The organism is uncultured Chitinophaga sp. (genome assembly GCF_902168175.1).
GTDB lineage: Bacteria > Bacteroidota > Bacteroidia > Chitinophagales > Chitinophagaceae > Chitinophaga.
In genome coordinates this window covers 46,875-68,532 of record NZ_CABHOU010000021.1, presented here as the reverse complement: position 1 = coordinate 68,532, position 21,658 = coordinate 46,875, and the positions used below count along the sequence as shown (strand labels likewise).

At 46.7% G+C, this 21,658-nt stretch carries 16 protein-coding genes and 1 tRNA gene; 9 read left to right on the top strand and 8 right to left on the bottom strand.

The window, feature by feature from the left end:
- Positions 1 to 2: 2 nt before the first annotated feature.
- Both QZT80_RS02385 and QZT80_RS02380 read right to left on the bottom strand, forming a co-directional pair.
- Positions 3 to 989: an MlaD family protein gene (locus QZT80_RS02385; RefSeq protein WP_295117220.1), complete on the bottom strand. Its 987-nt coding sequence runs from the start codon at positions 987 to 989 to the stop codon at positions 3 to 5.
- 101 nt (positions 990 to 1,090) lie between these two features.
- On the bottom strand, positions 1,091 to 2,335 hold the full coding sequence (locus QZT80_RS02380; RefSeq protein ID WP_295117218.1) for an N-acetylmuramoyl-L-alanine amidase: 1,245 nt from the start codon (positions 2,333 to 2,335) through the stop codon (positions 1,091 to 1,093).
- Between the two features lie 399 nt (positions 2,336 to 2,734).
- Here QZT80_RS02380 and QZT80_RS02375 point away from each other — a divergent pair, with 399 nt between their 5' ends.
- On the top strand, positions 2,735 to 5,317 hold the full coding sequence (locus tag QZT80_RS02375; RefSeq protein WP_295117216.1) for a putative LPS assembly protein LptD: 2,583 nt from the start codon (positions 2,735 to 2,737) through the stop codon (positions 5,315 to 5,317).
- A 222-nt stretch (positions 5,318 to 5,539) separates the two neighbouring features.
- Here the strand turns inward: QZT80_RS02375 and QZT80_RS02370 are convergent, their stop codons facing one another.
- Together QZT80_RS02370 and ung are read right to left on the bottom strand one after the other, a co-directional pair.
- Entirely contained in the window at positions 5,540 to 6,331 is a 792-nt protein-coding gene (locus tag QZT80_RS02370) for a 1-acyl-sn-glycerol-3-phosphate acyltransferase (protein ID WP_295117214.1), read from the bottom strand.
- A gap of 88 nt (positions 6,332 to 6,419) precedes the next feature.
- Complete coding sequence (ung, locus tag QZT80_RS02365; RefSeq protein WP_295117212.1) at positions 6,420 to 7,091, bottom strand: uracil-DNA glycosylase; 672 nt, start codon at positions 7,089 to 7,091, stop codon at positions 6,420 to 6,422.
- Between the two features lie 107 nt (positions 7,092 to 7,198).
- Between ung and QZT80_RS02360 the strand changes: the two genes are divergently transcribed.
- Positions 7,199 to 7,272: transfer RNA gene (locus QZT80_RS02360), tRNA-Arg, on the top strand.
- A 54-nt stretch (positions 7,273 to 7,326) separates the two neighbouring features.
- On the opposite strand, the gene QZT80_RS02355 is transcribed toward QZT80_RS02360, so the two are convergent.
- Entirely contained in the window at positions 7,327 to 7,860 is a 534-nt protein-coding gene (locus tag QZT80_RS02355; protein WP_295117211.1) for an NAD(P)H-dependent oxidoreductase, read from the bottom strand.
- A 75-nt stretch (positions 7,861 to 7,935) separates the two neighbouring features.
- On the opposite strand from QZT80_RS02355, the gene QZT80_RS02350 reads away from it, so the two are divergent.
- Positions 7,936 to 8,304 (top strand): helix-turn-helix domain-containing protein, encoded by a 369-nt coding sequence (locus tag QZT80_RS02350; protein ID WP_295117209.1) that lies wholly within the window; start codon positions 7,936 to 7,938, stop codon positions 8,302 to 8,304.
- Between the two features lie 4 nt (positions 8,305 to 8,308).
- Here the strand turns inward: QZT80_RS02350 and QZT80_RS02345 are convergent, their stop codons facing one another.
- Complete coding sequence (locus QZT80_RS02345) at positions 8,309 to 8,887, bottom strand: NAD(P)H-dependent oxidoreductase (RefSeq protein ID WP_295117207.1); 579 nt, start codon at positions 8,885 to 8,887, stop codon at positions 8,309 to 8,311.
- Between the two features lie 51 nt (positions 8,888 to 8,938).
- The gene (locus QZT80_RS02340; protein WP_295117206.1) at positions 8,939 to 9,502 is read right to left on the bottom strand and encodes a Crp/Fnr family transcriptional regulator; all 564 of its coding nucleotides are present in this window, start codon (positions 9,500 to 9,502) and stop codon (positions 8,939 to 8,941) included.
- Between the two features lie 122 nt (positions 9,503 to 9,624).
- Between QZT80_RS02340 and QZT80_RS02335 the strand changes: the two genes are divergently transcribed.
- The 3 genes from QZT80_RS02335 to QZT80_RS02325 all read left to right on the top strand — a co-directional run bounded on the left by QZT80_RS02335 (position 9,625) and on the right by QZT80_RS02325 (position 12,375).
- The gene (locus QZT80_RS02335) at positions 9,625 to 10,086 is read left to right on the top strand and encodes a GNAT family N-acetyltransferase (RefSeq protein WP_295117204.1); all 462 of its coding nucleotides are present in this window, start codon (positions 9,625 to 9,627) and stop codon (positions 10,084 to 10,086) included.
- A 10-nt stretch (positions 10,087 to 10,096) separates the two neighbouring features.
- Complete coding sequence (locus tag QZT80_RS02330) at positions 10,097 to 11,512, top strand: PLP-dependent aminotransferase family protein (RefSeq protein WP_295117202.1); 1,416 nt, start codon at positions 10,097 to 10,099, stop codon at positions 11,510 to 11,512.
- Between the two features lie 77 nt (positions 11,513 to 11,589).
- A complete protein-coding gene (locus tag QZT80_RS02325) occupies positions 11,590 to 12,375 on the top strand; it encodes a PhzF family phenazine biosynthesis protein (RefSeq protein ID WP_295117200.1) in 786 nt (261 codons plus the stop codon).
- Here the strand turns inward: QZT80_RS02325 and QZT80_RS02320 are convergent.
- Entirely contained in the window at positions 12,372 to 13,691 is a 1,320-nt protein-coding gene (locus QZT80_RS02320) for a HAMP domain-containing sensor histidine kinase (RefSeq protein ID WP_295117198.1), read from the bottom strand. The two genes, QZT80_RS02325 and QZT80_RS02320, sit on opposite strands and share 4 nt — an antisense overlap.
- Positions 13,692 to 13,902: 211 nt before the next feature.
- Between QZT80_RS02320 and QZT80_RS02315 the strand changes: the two genes are divergently transcribed.
- The 3 genes from QZT80_RS02315 (at position 13,903) to QZT80_RS02305 (ending at position 21,495) form a co-directional block, all read left to right on the top strand.
- The gene (locus QZT80_RS02315; RefSeq protein ID WP_295117196.1) at positions 13,903 to 16,332 is read left to right on the top strand and encodes a TonB-dependent receptor; all 2,430 of its coding nucleotides are present in this window, start codon (positions 13,903 to 13,905) and stop codon (positions 16,330 to 16,332) included.
- Between the two features lie 790 nt (positions 16,333 to 17,122).
- Positions 17,123 to 20,083, top strand: a complete 2,961-nt coding sequence (locus QZT80_RS02310) for a SusC/RagA family TonB-linked outer membrane protein (protein ID WP_295117194.1) — start codon at positions 17,123 to 17,125, stop codon at positions 20,081 to 20,083.
- A 23-nt stretch (positions 20,084 to 20,106) separates the two neighbouring features.
- Complete coding sequence (locus QZT80_RS02305; protein WP_295117192.1) at positions 20,107 to 21,495, top strand: SusD/RagB family nutrient-binding outer membrane lipoprotein; 1,389 nt, start codon at positions 20,107 to 20,109, stop codon at positions 21,493 to 21,495.
- Positions 21,496 to 21,658: the final 163 nt, after the last annotated feature.

Genomic DNA, 21,658 nt, shown 5'->3' with positions numbered 1-21,658 from the left:
CATTATTGTGCCGTATCTGAAGGTATCGGCTTCACCTTATCTTTTTTACCAAACAGCGAGAAGTGTACATACCTTTTAGGGTTGTAACGGAGGTCTTCTATGAGTTTATTGAGGCTTGCGAGGGTAGCCTGCAGGTTATTATATACTTTTTTATCGTTCAGCAGCAGGCCGGCAGTACCGTCGGTGCTATTGAGTTTATTGATGGTGCTGCTGAGGCTGGCGGATGTTTGCTGAAGAGAATTCAGTGTTTCTTCAAGTTGCCCGTTGGCCAGGGTACCCATGGTTTTGTTGGCATTATCCAGTATACCTGTAATTTTTTCGTTGTTAGCCTTCAGGTTGGCGGTTACCGCTTCCAGGTTGTTGAATGTGCCGTAAATATTACCATTTTTTTCCATCATGCCGTTAAGGGAGTTAGTAGCGGTGGAAAGATGGCCCATGGTGCCGTTAAGGTGGTTAATGGCAGAGCGCAGGTTACCTTTTGCAGTGGTATCAAAAACGGAGTTCACGGTCATAAGCAGGGAGTCAACCTGGCCCAGGGTGCCTTCCAGTTTGGTTACCAGTGGGTTAAGCTGCTCTTTTAACGCATCCGTAATGGAATTATCTACTGCGGCGTAGATAGTATCACCATTTTCGAGGTATTCGCTGGAGTTGCCAAAGTCTAGTTCCACTTTTTTGGTGCCCAGCAGTTCGCTGCTGATGCGGGCTACGGAGTTCCGGGGAATCTCTATCTTTTTGCTGATGGAGAGGGTCACCAGGATTTGTCCGGCGTTTTTGTCCAGCACCTGCAGGTCGGTTACATTGCCCACAATGAGGCCGTTTACCTGTACGCTGTTAGAGGGCTGAAGGCCGTTTACCTGTTTATATACGGCGTAAATCTTTTTCTTTGAGGAAAACAAGCTGTTACCCTTGAGGAAGTTAAACCCCAGGACCAAAAAAGTAATTCCTACGGCAGACAGTATGCCTACTTTGGTTTCGTTAGATATTTTCATCCAGTTTTATTGTATAATGGTTTGCTGCTAGCAAAAAAATAACTATTACAGATGTGAGCAGTTGCAGGAGGGTGAATGTGCGGTAAAGATAAGTTATTATCTCACATCAGCGAATTCAGCCGCAAACCATTTTTATATGGCACTACGAATGCATCCGGAAAACCCTGCTTCTGCGCCTTATACATTGCCGCGTGGGCTTCCGCTTCTGTGCGGAAGGTGCCAAGCAGGTATTTGTATTTCTTCTTCCTATCTATCAAAACCTGTTCCCTTTCTATATTACTCTTGGGACCGAGTTTCTTAAATACGGTAGAGTTTTCCGTGTATACCTTGTCAGTAATGCAAAGTTGTACCTTATATGCTTCTGCCGCAGGGGGAGGGGGCAGTGGTTGTTCGTTCTTAACGGAAACGGGGGTATTTTGTACCGGTTTTTCCACAGCAGCCGGCTGAGGAGGGGTTACGCTTTCCACCGGGGTATTTTCACCATAACGTTCCAAATGTTCTTTGTAACGTTTGGTGGCGCGGAATATAGCATTCGCTGTTTCGTTCTGTCCGGCGGCGGAGTTGAGGTATTCCTCCTCTTCCTCGTTACTGATAAAGCCAAGCTCTATCAGTACGCTGGGCATGGCAGTCGCCTGCAGCACCCAAATACCCTTCTCATCACGCTGACGTGCCCCACGGCTAATACGGCCAACCTGGGTAAACTCGTCTTCCACAAGGTTAGAAAGGCGAAGGCTGTTGTCGAAAAAGGCGTTACGCAGGGTGTTACGCATAATCATACTGGCAGGGTCGTTCGCATCCATCATCTGCTTGCTTTCTTCAGAATTGGCATCGAGTACGATTACGGAGTTGCTGCGAAGCGCATCAGTTTTAGCGCTGTTCTTGCTGGTAGCCCAAACGTAGGTTTCAGTTCCTTTTGCCGCGCTGGGTACGTTAACGTACACCGGGTACTTCTTTTTAGAACCTTTCCTTTTAGTGTAGTGGGATATTTTCCTGCCGTAAGCAGCATTACAGTGAATAGATATAAAAAGGTCGCCCATGGCGTCGTTAGCGATCCTGGCTTTTTCCCGGGGATCGTCGAAACGGTCTACCTTGCGGGTGTACACGACTTTCACATCGGGCATTTTATCCTCAATGATTTTACCCAGCTTAAGGGCTACGGAAAGGGATATGTCTTTTTCAGTGGAGAATTTTCCTTTTGCTCCGCTATCATGCCCGCCATGGCCGGCATCTATTACAATTACTTTAATAGGTTTGTCCTGCCGAGGTGCTGCCACCTTAGCGCTGATGAATAAAATCGAAACTAACGCTATACCCAATCCTGTTGTCAATGGTCTTGTCCAACGCATGTTGCTGTTTGTTTTTTGTTTTAATGGGTTAGTTTATCTTAAAAAATATATAAATTTTTAGTTCTTCCAACAATGATAATGCCTGTTTATCCAGCCTTTCACACTTTCGTGTGTTGTTTTTACAGCAACCATCATGTTATAATTTGTATAAAAACTTGTAGGTTTGTGCCCGCTTGACACATGTACCCTTTCTGCAAAAATAATTATAAAAAGTTTTTCAGGCAGTCGCAATTGCCGGTGATAGTGATTTTATTACTATCATCACCTGTCTTATTAGACGGTATTGCCCGTGCTGCCGGTGTATCGTTGCCGTCTTTTAACAAAAATTTAGCAGAGGGGCCGCTGCCAGCAGATACTGTTCCGGCAAACGATACAGCGCCCAATCAGAGAACTCCTATTATGGATTCGCTGCTCCGCCAGCGGATTAAAATGAACGATACCAGCGCCCCCAGGCGTTTTAATGATACAATTCCTGCCGATACCGCTGCTGTTCGCGTAGCTGGTGATTCTATGGACCTGGCCAAAATATCGGCCGACACACTGGATGCGCCCATCTTCTTTAAGGTAAAGGACTCCTCTGTAACGTACGTAAAACAGAAGATAGTACGCATGTACGGCTCGGCGGATGTAAAATATAAAGAAATTAACGTAACGGGAGATCGAATGTTTATCGACCAGGAAACTGGTATACTTCGGGTAACACCCAGCATCGACTCCCTCGGTAAGAAAACCGGCCGTCCGGTGTTCAACGATGGCTCGCAGAGTACAGAGCAGGACAGCATTGTGTACAGCATTGTTTCCCAACGGGCTAAGATTTATGGCACCAAAGCTCAGTATGGAGAGGGGTACATAAGCAGCCAGCAGGTAAAAAAGGCGGCGGATAATACCGTTTTTGGATTCAAAAACGGTTATACCACCTGTAACCTCGATACGCCGCACTTTGCCTTCCGCGCCCGGAAAATCAAAGTAATCCCTAATAAACTGATTATCTCGGGGCCGGCCAACCTGGAAATCCAGGGGATACCGACACCTTTGTATATACCGTTCGCTATTTTCCCTATTACTTCGGGCCAGCGCTCGGGTATACTGGTGCCGCAGTACACGGTGAACCAGCAAAAGGGTATAGGCCTTGAAAACGGCGGTTATTATATTGGCCTGGGCGAATACCTGGACCTTACCGTTCGCGGTAACATATATTCTTACGGCAGTTGGGGTACCACCTTTAGCCCTACGTACCGCAAAAGGTACCGTTACAATGGCGGTCTGAACTTCTCTATTGCCAACACCCGCTTCGGCGACAAGGAAGTGAAGGAAGATTTTTCGGTTTCGCGCGACTTTAACGTTACCTGGAACCATAGTATGGACAGTAAGGCAAGACCAGGTACCAACTTTAGCGCTAACGTGCATTTTGGTACGTCGAACTATAACTCTTATAACGTAACTGATTACCAGACAAGGCTTAACAACATTCTTACCTCCTCTATTGCCTACAGTAAGAGCTGGCAGGGTAAGCCCTATAACTTAACCTTATCGCTTAACCACTCGCAGAATACGGCCACCAGGGATGTTACCATAACTGCTCCTGAAGCCGCATTTACCGTAAATACCCTGTACCCCTTCCAGCGCGATGGTGGTGCGGGTAACCCAAGGTGGTATGAGAAGATAGGTATCAGCTACACTGGTAACCTGCGTAATACCACCACTTTTAAAGACAGCACCTTTGGTAAAGCACCGATGTGGGACAGGCTGCAAACGGGTATGCAGCACCAGATTCCCCTGAGTTTCTCCATTCCACTGGGAAGAAGCATTACCCTGTCGCCCAGCGTAAGCTACTCTGAGAAGTGGTATACCAAAAAACTGAACCGCACCTGGAACGAAGCCGATTACAAAATCGACAGTGTATACGAGAACGGGTTTTATTCTATGCGTGAGGTGAGTACGGGTATGTCGCTGGCTACTTCGTTATACGGTATGTACACCTTTAATAAAGGTAAAGTCCAGCAAATCCGCCACGTAATGCGTCCTACAGTGAGCTTCAGCTATAAACCCGACCTCTCCGAACAATATTATTATAACCTTCGTTACGATACCACTGCTAATGCTGTTCAGCGTGTTTCTTATTTCGACGGTTCTGTATTCGGGCCGCCTTCATCCGGAACATTTGGTGGTATTAGCTTCGGCCTTGATAATAACCTGGAGATGAAGATGAGGAAATCCAAAAAGGACACGGCCGACGCTAAAAAGATAAAACTGCTGGACGGCTTCGGTATCAATGGTAGCTACAACCTTGTGGCCGACTCCTTCCAATTATCTACCTTCTCCATATATGCCCGTACTAACCTGTTTGATAAGGTGAACATTTCCGCCAACGGCGTAATCGACCCTTACCAGCTTGACTCCCTCGGCAGAAGATTGGACAAGTATACATGGCAGGGTATCGATACAAAGAAACTGGGCCGCCTTACGAGTATGAACGTGGCCATCAGTACTTCTTTCCAGTCGCAGGATAAGAAGAGTAAGGAGAAGGAGCAGAAGAAGGATGAGATATTAGAGAACGAAACTACAGATGCACAGTTAGAGGCCCAGCGCCGGCAGCTGGAAATGACAAGGGCTAACCCCGGCGAATATGTAGACTTCGACATTCCCTGGCGCATCGACCTTTCGTACAGCCTTAACTATACCAAAACCCGCACGGCCGATTACAGGAGGGATACTACCGTATTTACCCAATACCTGAGTTTTAACGGCGACTTTAGCCTCACACCCAATTGGAAAATAGGCATGAGCAGCGGTTACGACTTCAGGCTTAACCAGATATCGTATACCACCATGTACGTTTCCCGCGACCTGCATTGCTGGCAGATGTCGATTAACCTGGTGCCGTTCGGCTCTTACAGGTCATTCAGCATCACTATCAGTCCTAAAGCAGGCATCCTCCGCGACCTCCGCGTGAATCGCACGCGGCAGTTCTATGATTTATAACGCGATAGCTTTTAGTGGATTTTCGTTTGATGTAGTTGACGGTTGTGGAACTGTTGCTGCCCGGCAGTATAGATATTGGATAGATTTCTCTTTCGATAGTCATATACGGCATGGTCGGTGTATACACCGAAGTTGTATTTGGAAGTTGTATGAAAGTATTGCTATTGACCAGAAACCTACCCGTCCTATATCCGAAACGGCGCTATTAGGTAATAGTACTAATTAGAAGGCATTTGCTCCCTGAACATAACCAGCCTTAGCCGAAGTCTTTTGAGGCGTATGTTCCCGGTAATACTCCCACATTAATGTAAACACCTTTTCCTTCAATGCCGGTATATCATGCTGCGTAAGGCCTTTAGTAGAAATAGGAGGAAGAAAATGATAGTCTATCGGATGCGGTGCGGCCCAAAATCCGGCTACCGGCAGAATTTTACGGGTATGAAATAGGAGCGAGGGCATAATGGGCGTCTGCGTATCTATTGCCAGCGCAAAGGCACCATCGTAAAAGTTCTTAAGCGGGTACTTTGATTTATTGCGGGTACCTTCTGGATACAACTGCACATGCATGCCCAAACGTAGCGCCTCTTTCATCTGTATCACACTGTTCTTACGGCTCTCCTCATCTTTACGGTCTACCATAATACCGCCGATGCGGTACATGATACCGAACAGCGGAATTTTACCCATCTCCACCTTCGCCAGCGTTTTACTTACCCCGGGTACCTCGGCTGTGGTAACCAGCACATCTATCAGTGAATTATGGTTGCATACCACTACATAAGATTGCCCCTTAGCGAAGTTTTCCAGCCCTTTCCGCCTCACCGGGCAGCCGATCAGCGGCATAAATACGTTCATCCATACCCGGCCGAAGTGCAGGAACCAGCGTGTTTTGGCCGGGTCCGGGAAATGGGAGAAGATCCAGATCGGGATGAAAACGATCAGCATAGTGACGGCGAACATGATGAGTCCATACACCGCGTAGATGCGGCCTGCTATATTCTTGAACCAGTTCATACAAAGGGATTTATTGGTCCTTTTATCTGTTGGGCCAAATGTAAGAAAGCCGGGTACAATAATAAAAATTTAATAGCGGAAGCGGAGTTTACAGGCGCCAGTCGATAGGTTCAAGCCCTTCTTTTACCAGCAATTCGTTGGTTTTGGAAAAGTGCCTGCAACCGAAAAAGCCTTTGTCTGCACTAAAAGGAGAGGGGTGGGCCGCTTTCAGAATGTGGTGTTTGGTAGCATCTATCAGGATTTGTTTATCCTGCGCAAAACGCCCCCAGAGAATAAATACCACGCCTTTTTTCTTATCGGATATTTTCTGGATCACGGCATCGGTGAAGTTTTCCCAGCCTATTTTACTGTGCGATGCAGGTTCATTGGCCCTTACCGACAACATGGCGTTAAGCAGCAGCACGCCGTTTTCGGCCCAGGGGGTCAGGTTTCCGGTTTGGGGGATGGGAAGCCCGAGGTCTTTATTGATCTCTTTATAAATATTTACAAGCGAAGGAGGAGGTTTTACACCATCCTGCACCGAAAAGCAAAGTCCATGCGCCTGGCCCGGACCATGATATGGGTCCTGCCCTAAAAGCACTACCTTTAGTTTATCTAGGGGTGTTTTGTCGAAGGCATTGAACATCAGGCCGCCCGGAGGATAAATGGTTTTGCCCGTAGCTTTCTCCATTTTAAGGTGCATCGCGATCTGTTCAAAGTAGGATTTCTGGAACTCGTCTTTCAATAATTCCTTCCAGCTTTCTTCTATTTTAACCTCCATAGTTATCTTTTCTTTGCTTTAATACAAACGAATTTGATTTATTGAATGAAAATTATATAAATTTGCACTCCCAAACGATAAATGTAACCATTTATTTTGGAAAGGATGACTCGGTAGCTCAGCTGGATAGAGCAACTGCCTTCTAAGCAGTAGGTCATTGGTTCGAATCCAATCCGGGTCACACAAATGAAAGCAGGTCGATCGACCTGCTTTTTTTATTTACGATGGTTTCCACTTAAAACGACTCCATAAATGTCATGTACGCCGCCGTACTTTCCTCTATTCTTTCCGGCGTAGCATGAAATTCTGCCCCATAAAATGCAAAAAGAGGCCTGTAATCTGCATGTACATATTCAAACGATAACTCAAACGGCGCGGTAAGCTGTTCAAGGGTATATTTATACTTCGCGCCCGCTTCGTACTCGTGCTTGTCAATACCTGCAGATATGGCCAGGGCTACCTTCCTGCCCTGCATTTTGTAGCCGCTTTTGCTGCCATAGGCCCAACCATAAGTTAATACATCGTCCAGCCAGGTTTTGAATAACGGTGGACAGTTGAACCAATAAAAGGGGAACTGGAAAATTATTTGATCATGACTTTCTATTAACTTTTGCTCTGCCTGCACGTCTATTTTACCGTCAGGGTATCTTTTGTGTAAGTCATGGACCAGGTACCGGTCGTTATGTTTACTCAGTTCTTCCAACCATCTTTTATTCACCTTCGATGCTGATAAATCGGGGTGTATGACTATGACCAATGTTCTTTTCATATGCGCAAAAATATCTAAGTTGCATACGTCAAACGCCATGCCTTCCCAATGTAAGCACCTAACAAAAGTGTAAGTATGAGTAAAATAAAGCCATCATCTACCCACCAGGAAAATAAGCAACTGCTGGAAGCTGCTTGTCCTGAAATTTATGCGGCTAACCAGATTAGCGGCCAATGGACGGTGGCCATTTGCTGTTACCTGGCAAATGGTAAACTGCGGTTCGGTGAGTTGAAAAAGCTCGTGCCCACTATCACCGAACGTATATTAACATTGGAATTAAGGAAGATGGAAGAACGGAAGCTGCTCGTACGCACCGTTTACCCGGAAGTACCCGCGCGGGTGGAGTACGAGCTAACTCAGAGTGGTCTTGAACTGTTACCCGTCATTCGCCAACTGGAGCAGTGGGGAATTAGGCACAAAGCGCGTTTGGAGGCCGGGCTGTGAGCGCTTACTTCAACAACCTTCCCAGCCTGTACACCTTATCTATTTGTTTTTTTAGAAACGCCTGACTTGCATCTTTCATCGGCGCAATGTATAATACCTTTACCGGGCCCATCCCACAAAACTCCAGTGTGCCTTTTTTAAATTGATTCAGTGCAGGACTGCGCATAAATAATATGTCGTACCACCTTGGCGTATCTGCCGTAACAATGATCCTGGCCGTTTTGCCCTTAAACAGCTTCTTCGGAAAAGGTTTTCCTTTTACAGGCTGATAGGCAATTCCGGGTAGAAATGTCCTGTCAATAAAACCTTTCATGATTGCCGGGGAGCCGTACCACCACACCGGGAAAATCCATACTATATGATCGGCGGCTTTAATTTTTTCAATCGATAAAAGAAGATCGGGTTCCAGTACGGTCCTTTGCCGGTACCCGTGGCTGAGATTGGGATTGAACTCCAGTTCCGCAATATTGATCTCGGAAATAATAGCGCCCGTTTCGGAAGCACCTTCTTTGTAAGCATTGAACAGCGCCTGGTTAAAGCTTAATGAGTCGGGATGCCCGTTAATAATGAGTACTCGTTTCAATTTTTTTATACAAAGAAAGCGGAGCGGCGCGTCAACAAAAAGGACAAATGTCTAAATCATTACCGCTTTCCTGATCCTGCTTAAATGCCTTTGTGTAATGCCGAGGTACGAGGAGAGGTAACCTAAAGGGATGAGTTGTAAATACTCCGGGTACTTTTCCAACAAATCTTTATACCTGTATTCTGCATTCTCCCTTACAAACAGCAGGAACCGCTGTTCCATCTTGATGAACTCCTGCTCGGCCATCATTTTCGAAAACCGCGCCCAGTTTACGCTGGTTGCTTCAAGTTGAACAATCGTTTCTCTCGGGATGCTGAAAATGGTAACGTCTGCCAGTGCTTCGATATTTTCGAAGGTGGCGGTCTGGCTGATGAAGGACGAATAGGCCGTTACGAATGCCCCGGCAAAACTGAAGCAGTAGGTCACATCTTCGTCCGCAGAGTTATGATAAAACGATCTGAAAAATCCAGATTCAACAAAGGCTATTTCCTGGCATACAGCGCCTTGTCTGATAAAAAACTCACCCTTTTTAATTGTTTTAGCCCTTCCTTTACTCAAAAGAAAGGCTATTTCTTCACCCGACAGGAAATTGAATGATGACAGGTACTGCTCCATTTAACTGATATTGTTATGAGTAAATATACAGGCTAATAACTGAACAGGACACCATCTGTACCCATAAATAAATCTATTTTTGTACCTGTATTCAATTGGCGGTTTTCCTGAATTTTATACAGATGAATATTATCATAGCCAAAACAAGCAAAGCGTTTAACGATGGAAAACAGCTTTTCCGGCGATATGCAGAGGCGATTAATATCGACCTCGCGTTTCAGTCGTTCGATGAAGAACTGGATGTGATCGATACGAAGTATAATCATCCGCAGGGCGCACTGGTGCTGGCCTACGATGGCGATGTACCAGTCGGCTGCGCCGGTGTGAGAAAGCTGGATGCACACACCGCCGAATTGAAAAGGATGTTCGTTGACCCGGCGTACAGGGGGCAACAGTTAGGCCATCAGTTGCTGGTGCAGGCACTGGAAGAGGCAAAGTCGTTGGGGTATGTTGCCATCCGCCTGGATACGATCAAAGAAATGCAGCCGGCCATCAGGTTGTACAAGTCATTTGGGTTTGAGGAAATTGGGCCTTACTGCTATAACCCGTTTGAGGGGGCGGTATTTATGGAAAAACAGTTGTAAATTATTACTTATGGCCAGAGAAATACTGTACCTGAAAATCAGTAAAATACTCGAAGAACAGATTGCCTCCGGTACACTTAAAACCGGCGATAAACTGCCTTCTATCAGGGCCGTACAAAAGATTTACAACGTAAGCCTCAACACGGTAAAGCAGGCTTTCCTCGAACTGGAAAGCAAATCACTGATCGACTCCCGCCCTAAGTCGGGTTACTTCGTAAGCAGCAATTCCCTGCGACGGTTTTCATTACCATCCGTAAGCCGGTTGAAATTAGCGGATAGGAAAAAGCACCCTGAAGACCTTATCAGCAAGGTTTTTAATACCATCGCCAATAAAGATATCACACAATTTTCGCTGGGTGTGCCCGATACCAGTTTTTTGCCGGTGGCCAGGCTGAACAAAGGTGTTGTTAAGGCCATGCAAATGATGGAAGACAGTGGTACCGGTTACGAGCCTGTTCAGGGTAGCATCAACCTCCGGCGGAACGTGGCTAAATGGTCGTTTGTGCTGGAAGGGCAACTTACGGCCGACGACCTGGTAACTACCTCCGGCGCAATGAACGCGATCTACAATTGCCTGCTCGCCGTAACCCAACGTGGCGACACCATTGCCATTGAAAGTCCTGTATACTTTGGTATCATTCAAATGGCGAAGTCGATGGGGCTGCATATCATCGAGTTGCCCACACATCCCGTTACAGGCGTGGAGATAGACGCGTTAAAAAAAGTATTGCCCCGGATCAATGCCTGTTTGCTGATCAGCAATTTCAACAACCCTTTAGGTAGCTTAATGCCCGGCGAACATAAGAAGGCAGTGGTCGAAATGCTTACGGAGTATAACATTCCCCTGATTGAAGATGATTTGTACGGCAACCTTTTTTTCGGTGCCACCCGTCCCAAACCCTGCAAGGCATATGACGAAGCGGGCATGGTGATGTGGTGCGGATCGGTGTCTAAAACACTGGCCCCGGGCTATAGGGTAGGGTGGATAGCACCTGGCAAATTCAAAGAGAAAGTGATCCGCCAGAAGTTATTGCAAACTATTTCTAATCCCGCTTTATATCAGGAAGTAGTTGCGGATTTTATGGAGAATGGCCGCTTCGATCATCACATGCGCGGACTGCGGCACACGTTACGCATACAATGTTTACAGTACCAGCAGGCCATTGAGAACTACTTTCCTGAAAACACGAAAATATCCCAACCGCAGGGTGGTTTTATGTTGTGGCTGGAACTGGACAAACGGATTGATACCACAGCTTTGTACGATATCGCGCTAAAACAGAAGATCAGTTTTGCCCCCGGACGAATGTTTACCGCCCATAACCAGTTTAACAACTGTATGCGCCTGAACTTTGCGCTGAAGTGGAACGATAAGGTGAACTTAAGCCTGAAACGTTTAGGCAACCTGGTGAAGAATCAGCTATAATCTGTACCCAAAATAAATTCGATATCTGTATCTGTGTCTGTTGGTATTTAGTGCCGACCTTTACAAAAAACAACGGTATGAATATTACACTTTACCAGGTAGACGCCTTTGCGGACGAGGTATTTAAAGGCAACCCCGCTGCCGTTTGCCCCTTAACAACATGGCTTCCTGATGACACGCTTCAAAAGATAGCAGCGGAAAACAATCTTCCCGAAACTGCTTTTTACGTGCCCAGCGGCAACGGATTTGATATTCGCTGGTTTACGCCCGCTGTAGAAGTGGACCTTTGTGGTCATGCCACACTGGCAACGGCTTTTGTGTTGTTTTACCACGAAGGTTTTAAAGGAGATACGCTTCACTTTCATTCACACCGCAGCGGCGCCCTTACAGTAAAGGAAGAAGGTGGTTTGCTCGTGCTTAATTTCCCCAAAGATCAATTTGCCGAAGTGCCCTTAACCGATGATTTGATAGCGTCCAGTGATAAGCGCCCCGTTGCTGCTTTTAAAGGTAAAACGGATTACATGCTGGTATTTGAAAAGGAAGAGAACGTAAAAAATATGAAACCCAATCTGCCGGTAATAGCAGGTTTAAATGCCAGGGGGCTTATTGTTACGGCGAAAGGAAATGAGTGCGATTTCGTATCCCGCTTTTTCGCGCCGGCTTCGGGTATTAACGAAGATCCGGTTACCGGTTCTGCACATACTACGCTGATACCTTACTGGGCGCAGCAATCAGGGAAAAGTGAGTTGGTGGCTATGCAGTTGTCGGGAAGAACGGGAGTGCTGCATTGCAGGCTGCTTGGCGAAAGGGTGTCTATGGCGGGTAAAGGTGTGTTGTATTTAAAGGGAGAAATATTTATTTAGCCCCAGTTGCGGTCTTCGTCTTCCAGCGCGGGCATGTCGAGTAAAAACAGGGTACCCTGCCCTGGTACGCTTTGTACAGTAATAGCGCCGTTGTTCTGTTCCGCAAACTCCTGGCTTAACATTAATCCCAGGCCGGTACCACGCTCGCCCATAGTGCCGAAACCGGGTTCGGCCCGGTTGGTGAATAATGTGTCCATCTGTTCGGCGCTCATGCCCGTGCCTTCGTCCTGCACCTCAATCAGCAAACGCTGTTGTCTGGAGGTCGATCGTAAGTAAACATGGCCACCCGGATGGCTGAACTTAGCGGCATTACTGATCAGGTTGCGGAGTATAACGGCTGCCTGGTCCCTATCGGCAAACATCACATGCTGATGCTGCACGTCGGCCGTCACTTCTACGTTTTTTTGTTTGAAACCAGATTCCAGTAAAGCCAGTACCTCTTCCAGCAATGGTGATAGTTCGAACAGCACCGGTTGCGTACGGATGCCCTTCATCTGGCCAATGCTCCAGCGGAGCAGGTTATCCAGTGTGCCGCTGAGCTGCCCCACCTTTTTACGCAGTATTTCCGCCGCCTCTTTCATCTCCGCTTCGCTATATTCTCCTACCTGGAACATATCCAGCAGGCCTTCCAGCGTGGCGAGGGGGCTGCGGATGTCGTGCGCCACGATGGAAAACATCTTTTCCTTATCCCGGTTCATGGTGGCCAGGGCTCTGCGCTGGTTTTCGGTTACCTGCAGGTAGTCGGTATGTAATTGTTTAAAATAGGTAAGGGCAATGATGATAAAAAACAACGAGGCAGAAACGTTGGCCCATGCACGTTCGGTTGGTACGTTGGACGCAAATCCCGCTTCCTGCGGCATAAAGTGGATGGCCAGGAAGCTGCAGATGGTAATTGTGGAGAACAGTAGTTTTATCCAAAGCCGGTCGTACACCAGCAGGGTGATAATGAGGATATTAAGCAGGAAAAACTCTGCCCCGTTCTGGAAATAGATACCGGAAAAGGTGTATAGTGTAATACTGTACAGGATCAGAAAAAGTCTGGCACTCAGGTATTTATGGGCGCTATGCAGGTATAATACCGCTATGTTGCCTGTAATACTCAGTGTATTCACCGTGGCCAGCACATAACGCTCCTGCCAAAAGTTGAGTATCGTGTAAAACAGCATAAAGGGGATAGTGGGCAGGGCGATCAGGTTAAGTAGCCGGGTACGCCTGGCTTCTATAAACGACATACCGGGGCGCACCCCAATGCCAAGCATGGAATGCCACCAGGTTAATAGCTTTTCGGAAATCTGCATTACTAGGCCACTCGACATAGGGCGTCAAATATAATCATCTCAAATCTGCATTGCAATATATCGCTGCCGCAGAGGGATTTCGAATTAATTTTCAACATATATAAATTCCTCGTAACCTCTCCATTCTTTTTCCGCATTGCGTAAGTCTTTTTCCCGATCCGATTAACGGAAATTCTCTGTGTGGGGCTACCTTTGCGGCCGGAATTTAACATTTCATTAATATTTCTATATGCGTATTCAACTTAAAAGTATTGCCACACTGATAGCTGTTTTCTTCGCTATCGTTTGCGCCCTGCCGGTTTTGGCTGGCGTAGAACCGCTTTCCGCAATTAAGGGGAAGGTGGTTACCAACGACGGATCTCCCGCTGCTTACGTTACTGTGCAGTTAAAAGAGAAGAACAGGGGTGGTATGACAAACGAAAAAGGTGAATTTGTATTCAGAAAACTGAATGCAGGCCGCTACACTGTACAGGTTTACCTGATCGGTTACAAAACAGTTCAGAAAGAAGTAGAACTGAAAGACGATGAGATCTTAAGCATAGACATTCAGCTGGAAGCTACCAATGCAGAACTGCAGGAAGTAGTAATCAATGGCGAAAGAAATAAATATAAAGTAGATAAAGTATCCGGTTCCCTGCGCTTACAAACGCCTATCCTGGAAGTTCCCCAGAACATCCAGGTAGTATCATCTACCGTGCTGGCCGACCAGCAGGTGTTTGATGTGGTAGACGGTATTACCCGTAATGTGAGCGGTGCTACCCGCACTGGTCACTGGGACAACCAATACGCGAACATCCGTATGCGCGGTTCTAAAATCCCTGCTTTCCGTAACGGTATGAACATCGAACAGAGTTGGGGCCCAACCGCAGAAGATGCTTCTATGATCGAGCGTATCGAGTTCGTAAAAGGCCCTGCCGGTTTCATGCTGGCTGCCGGCGAACCTGGTGGTTTCTATAACGTGGTTACCAAAAAACCAACCGGTATGACCCGCAGTTCTGTAAACCTGAGCATGGGTAGCTTCAACACTTACCGCGCAGCACTGGATTTCGACGGTAAACTGAGCAAAGACGGTAAACTGCTTTACAGGCTTAACCTGGCTGGTCAGCAAAAAGACTTTTTCACTAAGTATAACTACAACAACCGTTATGTAATCGCGCCGGTGGTGAAATACCTGATCGACGATAAAACATCTGTTACGCTGGAATATACTTACCAGGCTTCTAAATACCTGGGTAACGGTAACTATACTTTCTCCCGCAAAAAACTGCTGGACGAGGGTATCAAAAACGACTTCTTCTACCAGGACCCATCCCTGGAGCCCAGCACCCTGAAAGATCACAGTGCATACCTGTATTTCGATCATGAGTTTAATGACAAGTGGAAAGCGCATGCACAGGTAGCCTATTTCAATTTTGCAATGGAAGGCAGCAGCATGTGGCTGTCAAGCATTGAATTGAACGGCGATATGAGGCGGTATGTTAGCCAGGGCGACGAAGCTGGTGAGAACAGGTTCGGTCAGTTCTCTATCAGTGGCGAAGAATATACTGGTAGTGTACGTCACCGTATCCTCGCTGGTTTAGATATGGGCAACAAGAAATTCTGGGGCGACTTCCGTACCCTGAAGAACGATATAAGACTGGCTGGCGGTGAGATATTTAACGTTTACAATCCTAAATACGGTATTCCGTTCGACTCTATGCCAAAACTGGACCGTAGCAGGAGCGTAAGGCAACGTGCGGCCAACTCGGCTTATATCAGTTCTGTGAGCTACGCTTCGGCCTACGTTCAGGACGAACTTGGCTTCTTTAACAACACGCTCCGCCTTTCGCTGGCTGGTCGCTTTACACACGCTGTCGTTACTGGCCGCGACCGCACTACCGATAAAACCGACGACGTTTTCTCACCACGTGTTGGCTTAAGCTACTCTATCGATAAAAATACCAGCGCTTATGCCTTGTACGATCAGTCATTTGTGCCTGTAACGGGTATTGACTCTTCTGGCAATGCGTTTGATCCTGTAAAAGGTAATGATATCGAATTTGGTCTTAAAAGAGATTGGTTCAAAGGCCGCCTGAGCACTTCTGCTACCGTTTACCAGATAAAAAGGGTGAACGATAAAGTGAACACTGGTTTGGTTGATAGCCGTGGTCAGGCCGTAATGATACAACTGGGTGAAACAACTTCCAAAGGTATCGAGATCGATATCAATGGCGAGATCGCTCCTGGTTTGAATGTTGTATTGAACTACGCGCTTACCGATTCTAAGATATCCAAAGAATCACCTACCATCGTAGACGAAACTAAGAAGACAGTAGGTAATATCACACCTAACACAGCAAAACATGTAACCAACGCATGGCTGAACTACCGTATGATCAATGGCCCGCTGAAAGGTTTTGGTGCATCAGGTGGTATTCAGTGGCAGGCCGAACGTGCAGTAGGCGCCACCAAAACATCTAACATTCCTAACTACTTCAGGGTAGATGGCGGTTTAAACTACCAGTTGGGTAAGTACAATGTTGGTTTCGTTGTGAACAACCTGCTAGACGATCGCAAGCTGCTTACGCAGGCAACCCTGGCCGCTAACGCTGCCGGTTATTACACTTACATCGTAGAAGCACGCCGTAACTTCCGTTTGAGCATCGGTTACCGTTTCTAAAAGATATAATACTACGCATAAAAAAAGGCTGCAGTCACGCAGCCTTTTTTTATGCGTATACGTAACGCTTATAGTTATATTTTGTCCCTGGTCCATATCAACCTACATTTATATCACCAAAACAATCGCGGAAACGCTTTTCTTATCAAGCTGCCTGGCACCATCGTGAATGCTTCCGGTTTTATCGTTAAAATGCGCCAGTTAGCAGAAATTAACCCGATAATGGGGTTTAAAGGTAATATCTGCATATAAATGGTTAATTTATTTTGGCTCAGTCAGCCTAAATAAAAATAGTTTTGAGTAAGGTTAATGAGTGTAGAAATGACAAGTGTATATATGAGAAAGAGAAAACGGTATTTTTTGTGAACAATTAATAAAAAACGATAGGGGGAAATGAGAGGTGTTTTATGAGATAATCTATGCTAATTTCGGATAACAGGGTTCATGCTATTATTTTAAATAACGTCCACTTATGAAACATGACTTTGTTTTCGGTCAGAGAAATAGCTTTCGTATTACTTACCATCATCAAAATCAATCAGTCTAAAACAAAAGGGCGCCGCGCCCGGGAAAACCAATAATCGATTTTAATACGCAACAGCGTCTGCCGGTATAAATAACCGGCGGTATGTAACAAGTCCTTAACAATTCAACATAATACCAATTGACTGATGCTGGCGCTCTGTGCCGGCCTGGCAAACTATTCCTTACTAAAAACACAATTGCAATGCAACTGTCACCAAAGTCAACAACATTAACAAAATACGCTCCGTGTTTTTTAGTGTTTTTAATGATGTTTTGTTCGATCGCTGCCATGGCCCAGAAAAGGGCTGTGCAGGGAAAGATCACAGACGCCACAGGCAGCCCCGTGCCTGGCGTTACGATTAGAGAGAAGAATGGTACAGCCGCTACAGTTTCGGCTTCGGATGGCACTTTTAAACTGGATGTGGGAGAGAATGGCGTGCTGCTTCTGTCTAGCATTGGGTTCGACGCACAGGAAGTTACTGTGGCGGGTAGAACGGACTTTAATATAACCTTATTGTCAGGCGCTGTTTCATTAACCGATGTGGTGGTAACGGCCCTGGGTGTGAAGCGCGAAAAGCGTACGCTGACTTACAGCACGCAACAGCTCTCTGGCGTAGAAATCGCTAAAACCAAGGAGCCTAACCTGGTAAACACACTGGCGGGTAAAATCCCTGGTGTGCAAATCACCAGCTCTTCGGGAACTGCGGGTGCTTCGGCCTCTATCGTTATCAGGGGTAATACCTCTGTAAACGGTAGCAACCAGGCACTGTTCGTGGTAGACGGTGTTCCCGTTAACAACGACGAAACCGGTCAGATTGCCGCTGGTTCTGGTAGTAACCGTATCGTGGATATCGATCCGGCTAACATCGAGAGCATCAGCGTACTGAAAGGCGCTGCGGCTACTACTTTATATGGTTCTGCCGGTGCAAGAGGTGTAGTGCTGATCACCACTAAAAATGGTGCGGACAGGGCGCCTTCTGTAACCCTGGGCTCTGAACTTTCGTTCGAAAAGCCATGGTTGCCAGAAAGACAAACCAAGTATGCGCAAGGTACGGGTGGTGTTTACTATGATGGTGATACACAGAAATCCAGCCTTTCCTGGGGGCCACTAATGGATACCCTTACAGTGGGCGGTAAAAAAGCCACTAAGTACGATCCTTATGATTTCTTCCGCACGGGTATCACCTCTAACAGTAATATTTCTGTAGATGGGGGTAATGCAAATTCGAGTTACTTCGCCAGCTATTCTTACTTCGACCAGAAAAGCGTAATGCCTGAGAACTTCTTCAAAAGGCACTCTGTTTTCGTGAAGTATAATACTAAGATGGGTAAGTATTTCAACTCTACTTTCCAGCTTAACTACGCCAACTCTGAACAAAACAGGCTGCCGGAAGGCGCCAGCAACGGCCCGTTGTTCGTATTGTACGGCCAGCCCGTTTCCTGGAATCCTTTCCCTATCCTCAATCCTGATGGTACGCAGCGTGGCTACCGCTTCTCCCGTAACATGCCTGAGTGGACCATCAACAATATCGAAAACAACGATAAGGTGAACAGGTTCATCCCGGTATATACATTGAACGCTACACCCACAAAATGGTTAACCATCACGGAAAGACTGGGTGCGGATTTATACATGGAGGAAGTGAAATATACAGAACGTCCAAGTCCGCAGATCGGTCTTACCGGACAGGTTCACCACATCAACACCAACTTCCGCCAGTTTAACAACGACCTGATCATAAGCACTAACAACAGCTTCGGTAAGTTTAATGTGAACGCACTGGTAGGTAATAACATCTTCTCTTCGTACAGCAATGCGATGAATACTACTGGTACTGGTCTTACGATCGATGACTTCAACAACATCTCCGGTGCCAGCACATTCAGCTCCAGCCAGTATAACTACCTTACCCGTAAAGTAGGTTTCTACGCGCAGGCTAACATCGAATACAACCGTTTCATCAGTTTGGCGCTTACCGGCCGTTACGATGGCAGCTCGGTACTGGCTTCTGATAAACAGTTTTATCCATACGGTTCTGTGGCTACCAGCTTTGTGTTTTCTGAATTGCTGGGTGAAGGCGCCAGGAGTGTGCTGAACTTCGGTAAACTCCGTCTGTCTTACGCTACCGTGGGTAACGATGGGGTAGGACCTTACGCCCTTAACACCCCCTACGTAAGGGCAGGCCGAAACACCAATGCCGGTTACTTCGAGTTCCCTTTCCAGGGCCAGTCGGGCTTCCTGTTAAGCACAACATTGGGTAATCCTAACCTCACCAACGAAAGGCTGAACGAATACGAAGCTGGTTTGGAACTGAACTTCCTGAAAGACCGTATCACTTTCGAAGGTTCTTACTTCCAGCGTAAATCGGTGAATGGTATTATTCCTGGTGCGCTGATTTCCAGCGCTACTGGTTACACTGGTACCACCATCAACAGTGCTGAAATTGAGAACAAGGGTATTGAAATATTACTGAGTGCCATACCGGTGAAGAATAAAAACTTTAACTGGAGAACAACGCTCAGCTTCAGCCGCCTGCGCAATGAAGTACTGGCGCTTGCCCCGGGCATCAACCAGCTGGGCCGCCTGATCGTAGGTCAGCCTTACAATATATTTTATGGTAACCGCTACAAACGTAACGCAGATGGCCAGGTGCTGATTTCCGCTGCAGGTTTGCCTGTGGTAGATCCAACCCAGGGCATTGTGGGCGACGCAAACCCCGATTTCATGGCGGGCCTCAATAACGTGTTTACTTACAAACAGTTTACGTTCAGCTTCTTCCTGGATATGAAACAGGGCGGCGATGTACAGAATGATGTAAACGCATACGGCTACACTTACGGTACGGTAAAAGCTACCGAAAAACGTGGTCCTATGGTAATTGAAGGTATCAGCGAGGTGGATAATAAACCTAATACGGTAACGGTTGACGGGCAAACTTACTGGCAGAGCAGGCAGTACGAAAGCACCATCCAGGATGGCTCTTTCATCAAACTGCGCCAGTTAACGCTTGCATACGATATGAAACCATCTGTGTTGTCAAGAACACCATTTAAATCTGCTTCTCTGTCTGTAACCGGCAGGAACCTGTGGATACATGCTCCCAATTTTGATGGCGCCGATCCGGAAGTTAGTTCTTATGGAACAGGCAACGGTGCGCAGTCGATTTACGCGTTCACCACGCCTACTTCCCGTTCATTTAACGTAGCGCTCAGGATTGGTTTTTAATCGTACCACAAAACTTATTGAACATGAAAAAAGTAATTGCTCTTTTATCGATATCTGCACTGCTGTTAGGTGGGTGTAAAAAGTTTCTCGATGTAAATAAGGACCCTAACAATCCTACCGATGTGCAGCCCTCGCTGCTGTTATCGCCCATCGAGATGAATATTTCGGATAACATAGCTGGTGGTTTCAGCGCACTGCTCATCCATAACTATCTGCAAAACATAGCGCCTAACCAGGCTAACCCTGGAATAGCGAACTACCAGTTGTTTAATGCGGATGTGAATGGCGACTGGACGATGTACTATGTTACCTGCCTCAACAACCTGAAAATCCTGAACCAGAAAGCGGAAGCTACTGAAAGCTGGAACTATGCGGCGGTTGCAAAGATACTGTCGGCTTATGTATTAGGTAACGCTACCGACCTTTGGGGCGATATTCCCTACTCAAAGGCTTTTGATAAGAACAACTTTCTTGTAGCATACGATTCACAGGAAGAGATTTATAAAACCATCCAGTCGCTGCTGAATAATGCGTTGGTGGATATCTCGAAGAATGCAGGTGTTAAACCAGGTTCTGATGATTATTTCTATAAGGGAGATATGGTTGCCTGGAGAAAACTGGCCTACTCTTTAAAAGCCCGTTATTTCATGCACCTTACCAAAGCACCCGGTTACACTGCTGCTGTACAGTCGGATAGCGCACTGGCTGCGTTACAGAATGGTATGACGGCCAATACGGACGACTGGAAGTTTACTTACGAGGGCAATGCTTCTACAGAAAACATCTGGTATTATACCTTCCTGCCTGTTACTACTTACGTGCTGAACGAAACAATCGTGGAAACACTGAAGGGCAGATTAGATCCCCGTTTGTCTAAAATGGTAAAACCTGCAGTGAACAGTGGTACTTATGTGGGCAGGAGAGTAGGTACGCCACCCAGCGGCAGCCTGCTCAATTACTCGTACTTGGGCGACTTCTACGGCGCAGCCGCATCGTCTAATTACATATTCAACAACTCGGAGGCGATATTCCTGAAGGCAGAAGCGGTGTTCCGTAAATCTGGCTTCGCTGCAGCACAGCCCATCTATGTTTCTGGTATTAATTCGCATCTGCACAAACTGGGTATCGATACTACTTCGGTGGCTGCTTTGGCTTATGTAGCCAGCCGCCCGCTTACAGCAGTTAACGGCATTCAGCGTATCATCGAAGAAAAGGCGGTGGCCAACTTCCTGAACCTGGAAACTTTTAACGACTGGAGACGTACCGGCTTCCCCGCCCTTACAAAAGTTGATGGCGCACTGTCGGACATTCCCCGCAGGCTGCTGTATCCCGAGTCGGAAACTCAGAGTAACGAACAGGCCCAGCAGGCTGGCGTTACCCTCACCAGCCGTGTATGGTGGGACGTTCAATAAACTGATTTTTGATTAATAAAATGGAGAAAAGAGAAAGGCCGCTTCGTGCGGCCTTTTTTTGTATCCTGCGGGTGAGTATGGTAATCATTTTATCACATCCTGCCCATATCACTTTAATTATCGCGGTATTTTTCTTCAGGCAAAGCCTTTGCGGCAGCCACTT

Coding starts and splice junctions, on each gene's coding strand:
- QZT80_RS02385 (WP_295117220.1), bottom strand. CDS start 989: ATGAAAATATCTAACGAAACCAAAGTAGGCATACTGTCTGCCGTAGGA.
- QZT80_RS02310 (WP_295117194.1), top strand. CDS start 17,123: ATGATGTTTTGTTCGATCGCTGCCATGGCCCAGAAAAGGGCTGTGCAG.
- QZT80_RS02370 (WP_295117214.1), bottom strand. CDS start 6,331: ATGAACTGGTTCAAGAATATAGCAGGCCGCATCTACGCGGTGTATGGA.
- QZT80_RS02325 (WP_295117200.1), top strand. CDS start 11,590: ATGAATATTACACTTTACCAGGTAGACGCCTTTGCGGACGAGGTATTT.
- QZT80_RS02380 (WP_295117218.1), bottom strand. CDS start 2,335: ATGCGTTGGACAAGACCATTGACAACAGGATTGGGTATAGCGTTAGTT.
- QZT80_RS02305 (WP_295117192.1), top strand. CDS start 20,107: ATGAAAAAAGTAATTGCTCTTTTATCGATATCTGCACTGCTGTTAGGT.
- QZT80_RS02340 (WP_295117206.1), bottom strand. CDS start 9,502: ATGGAGCAGTACCTGTCATCATTCAATTTCCTGTCGGGTGAAGAAATA.
- QZT80_RS02330 (WP_295117202.1), top strand. CDS start 10,097: ATGGCCAGAGAAATACTGTACCTGAAAATCAGTAAAATACTCGAAGAA.
- QZT80_RS02315 (WP_295117196.1), top strand. CDS start 13,903: ATGCGTATTCAACTTAAAAGTATTGCCACACTGATAGCTGTTTTCTTC.
- QZT80_RS02320 (WP_295117198.1), bottom strand. CDS start 13,691: ATGTCGAGTGGCCTAGTAATGCAGATTTCCGAAAAGCTATTAACCTGG.
- QZT80_RS02375 (WP_295117216.1), top strand. CDS start 2,735: ATGGATTCGCTGCTCCGCCAGCGGATTAAAATGAACGATACCAGCGCC.
- ung (WP_295117212.1), bottom strand. CDS start 7,091: ATGGAGGTTAAAATAGAAGAAAGCTGGAAGGAATTATTGAAAGACGAG.
- QZT80_RS02355 (WP_295117211.1), bottom strand. CDS start 7,860: ATGAAAAGAACATTGGTCATAGTCATACACCCCGATTTATCAGCATCG.
- QZT80_RS02350 (WP_295117209.1), top strand. CDS start 7,936: ATGAGTAAAATAAAGCCATCATCTACCCACCAGGAAAATAAGCAACTG.
- QZT80_RS02335 (WP_295117204.1), top strand. CDS start 9,625: ATGAATATTATCATAGCCAAAACAAGCAAAGCGTTTAACGATGGAAAA.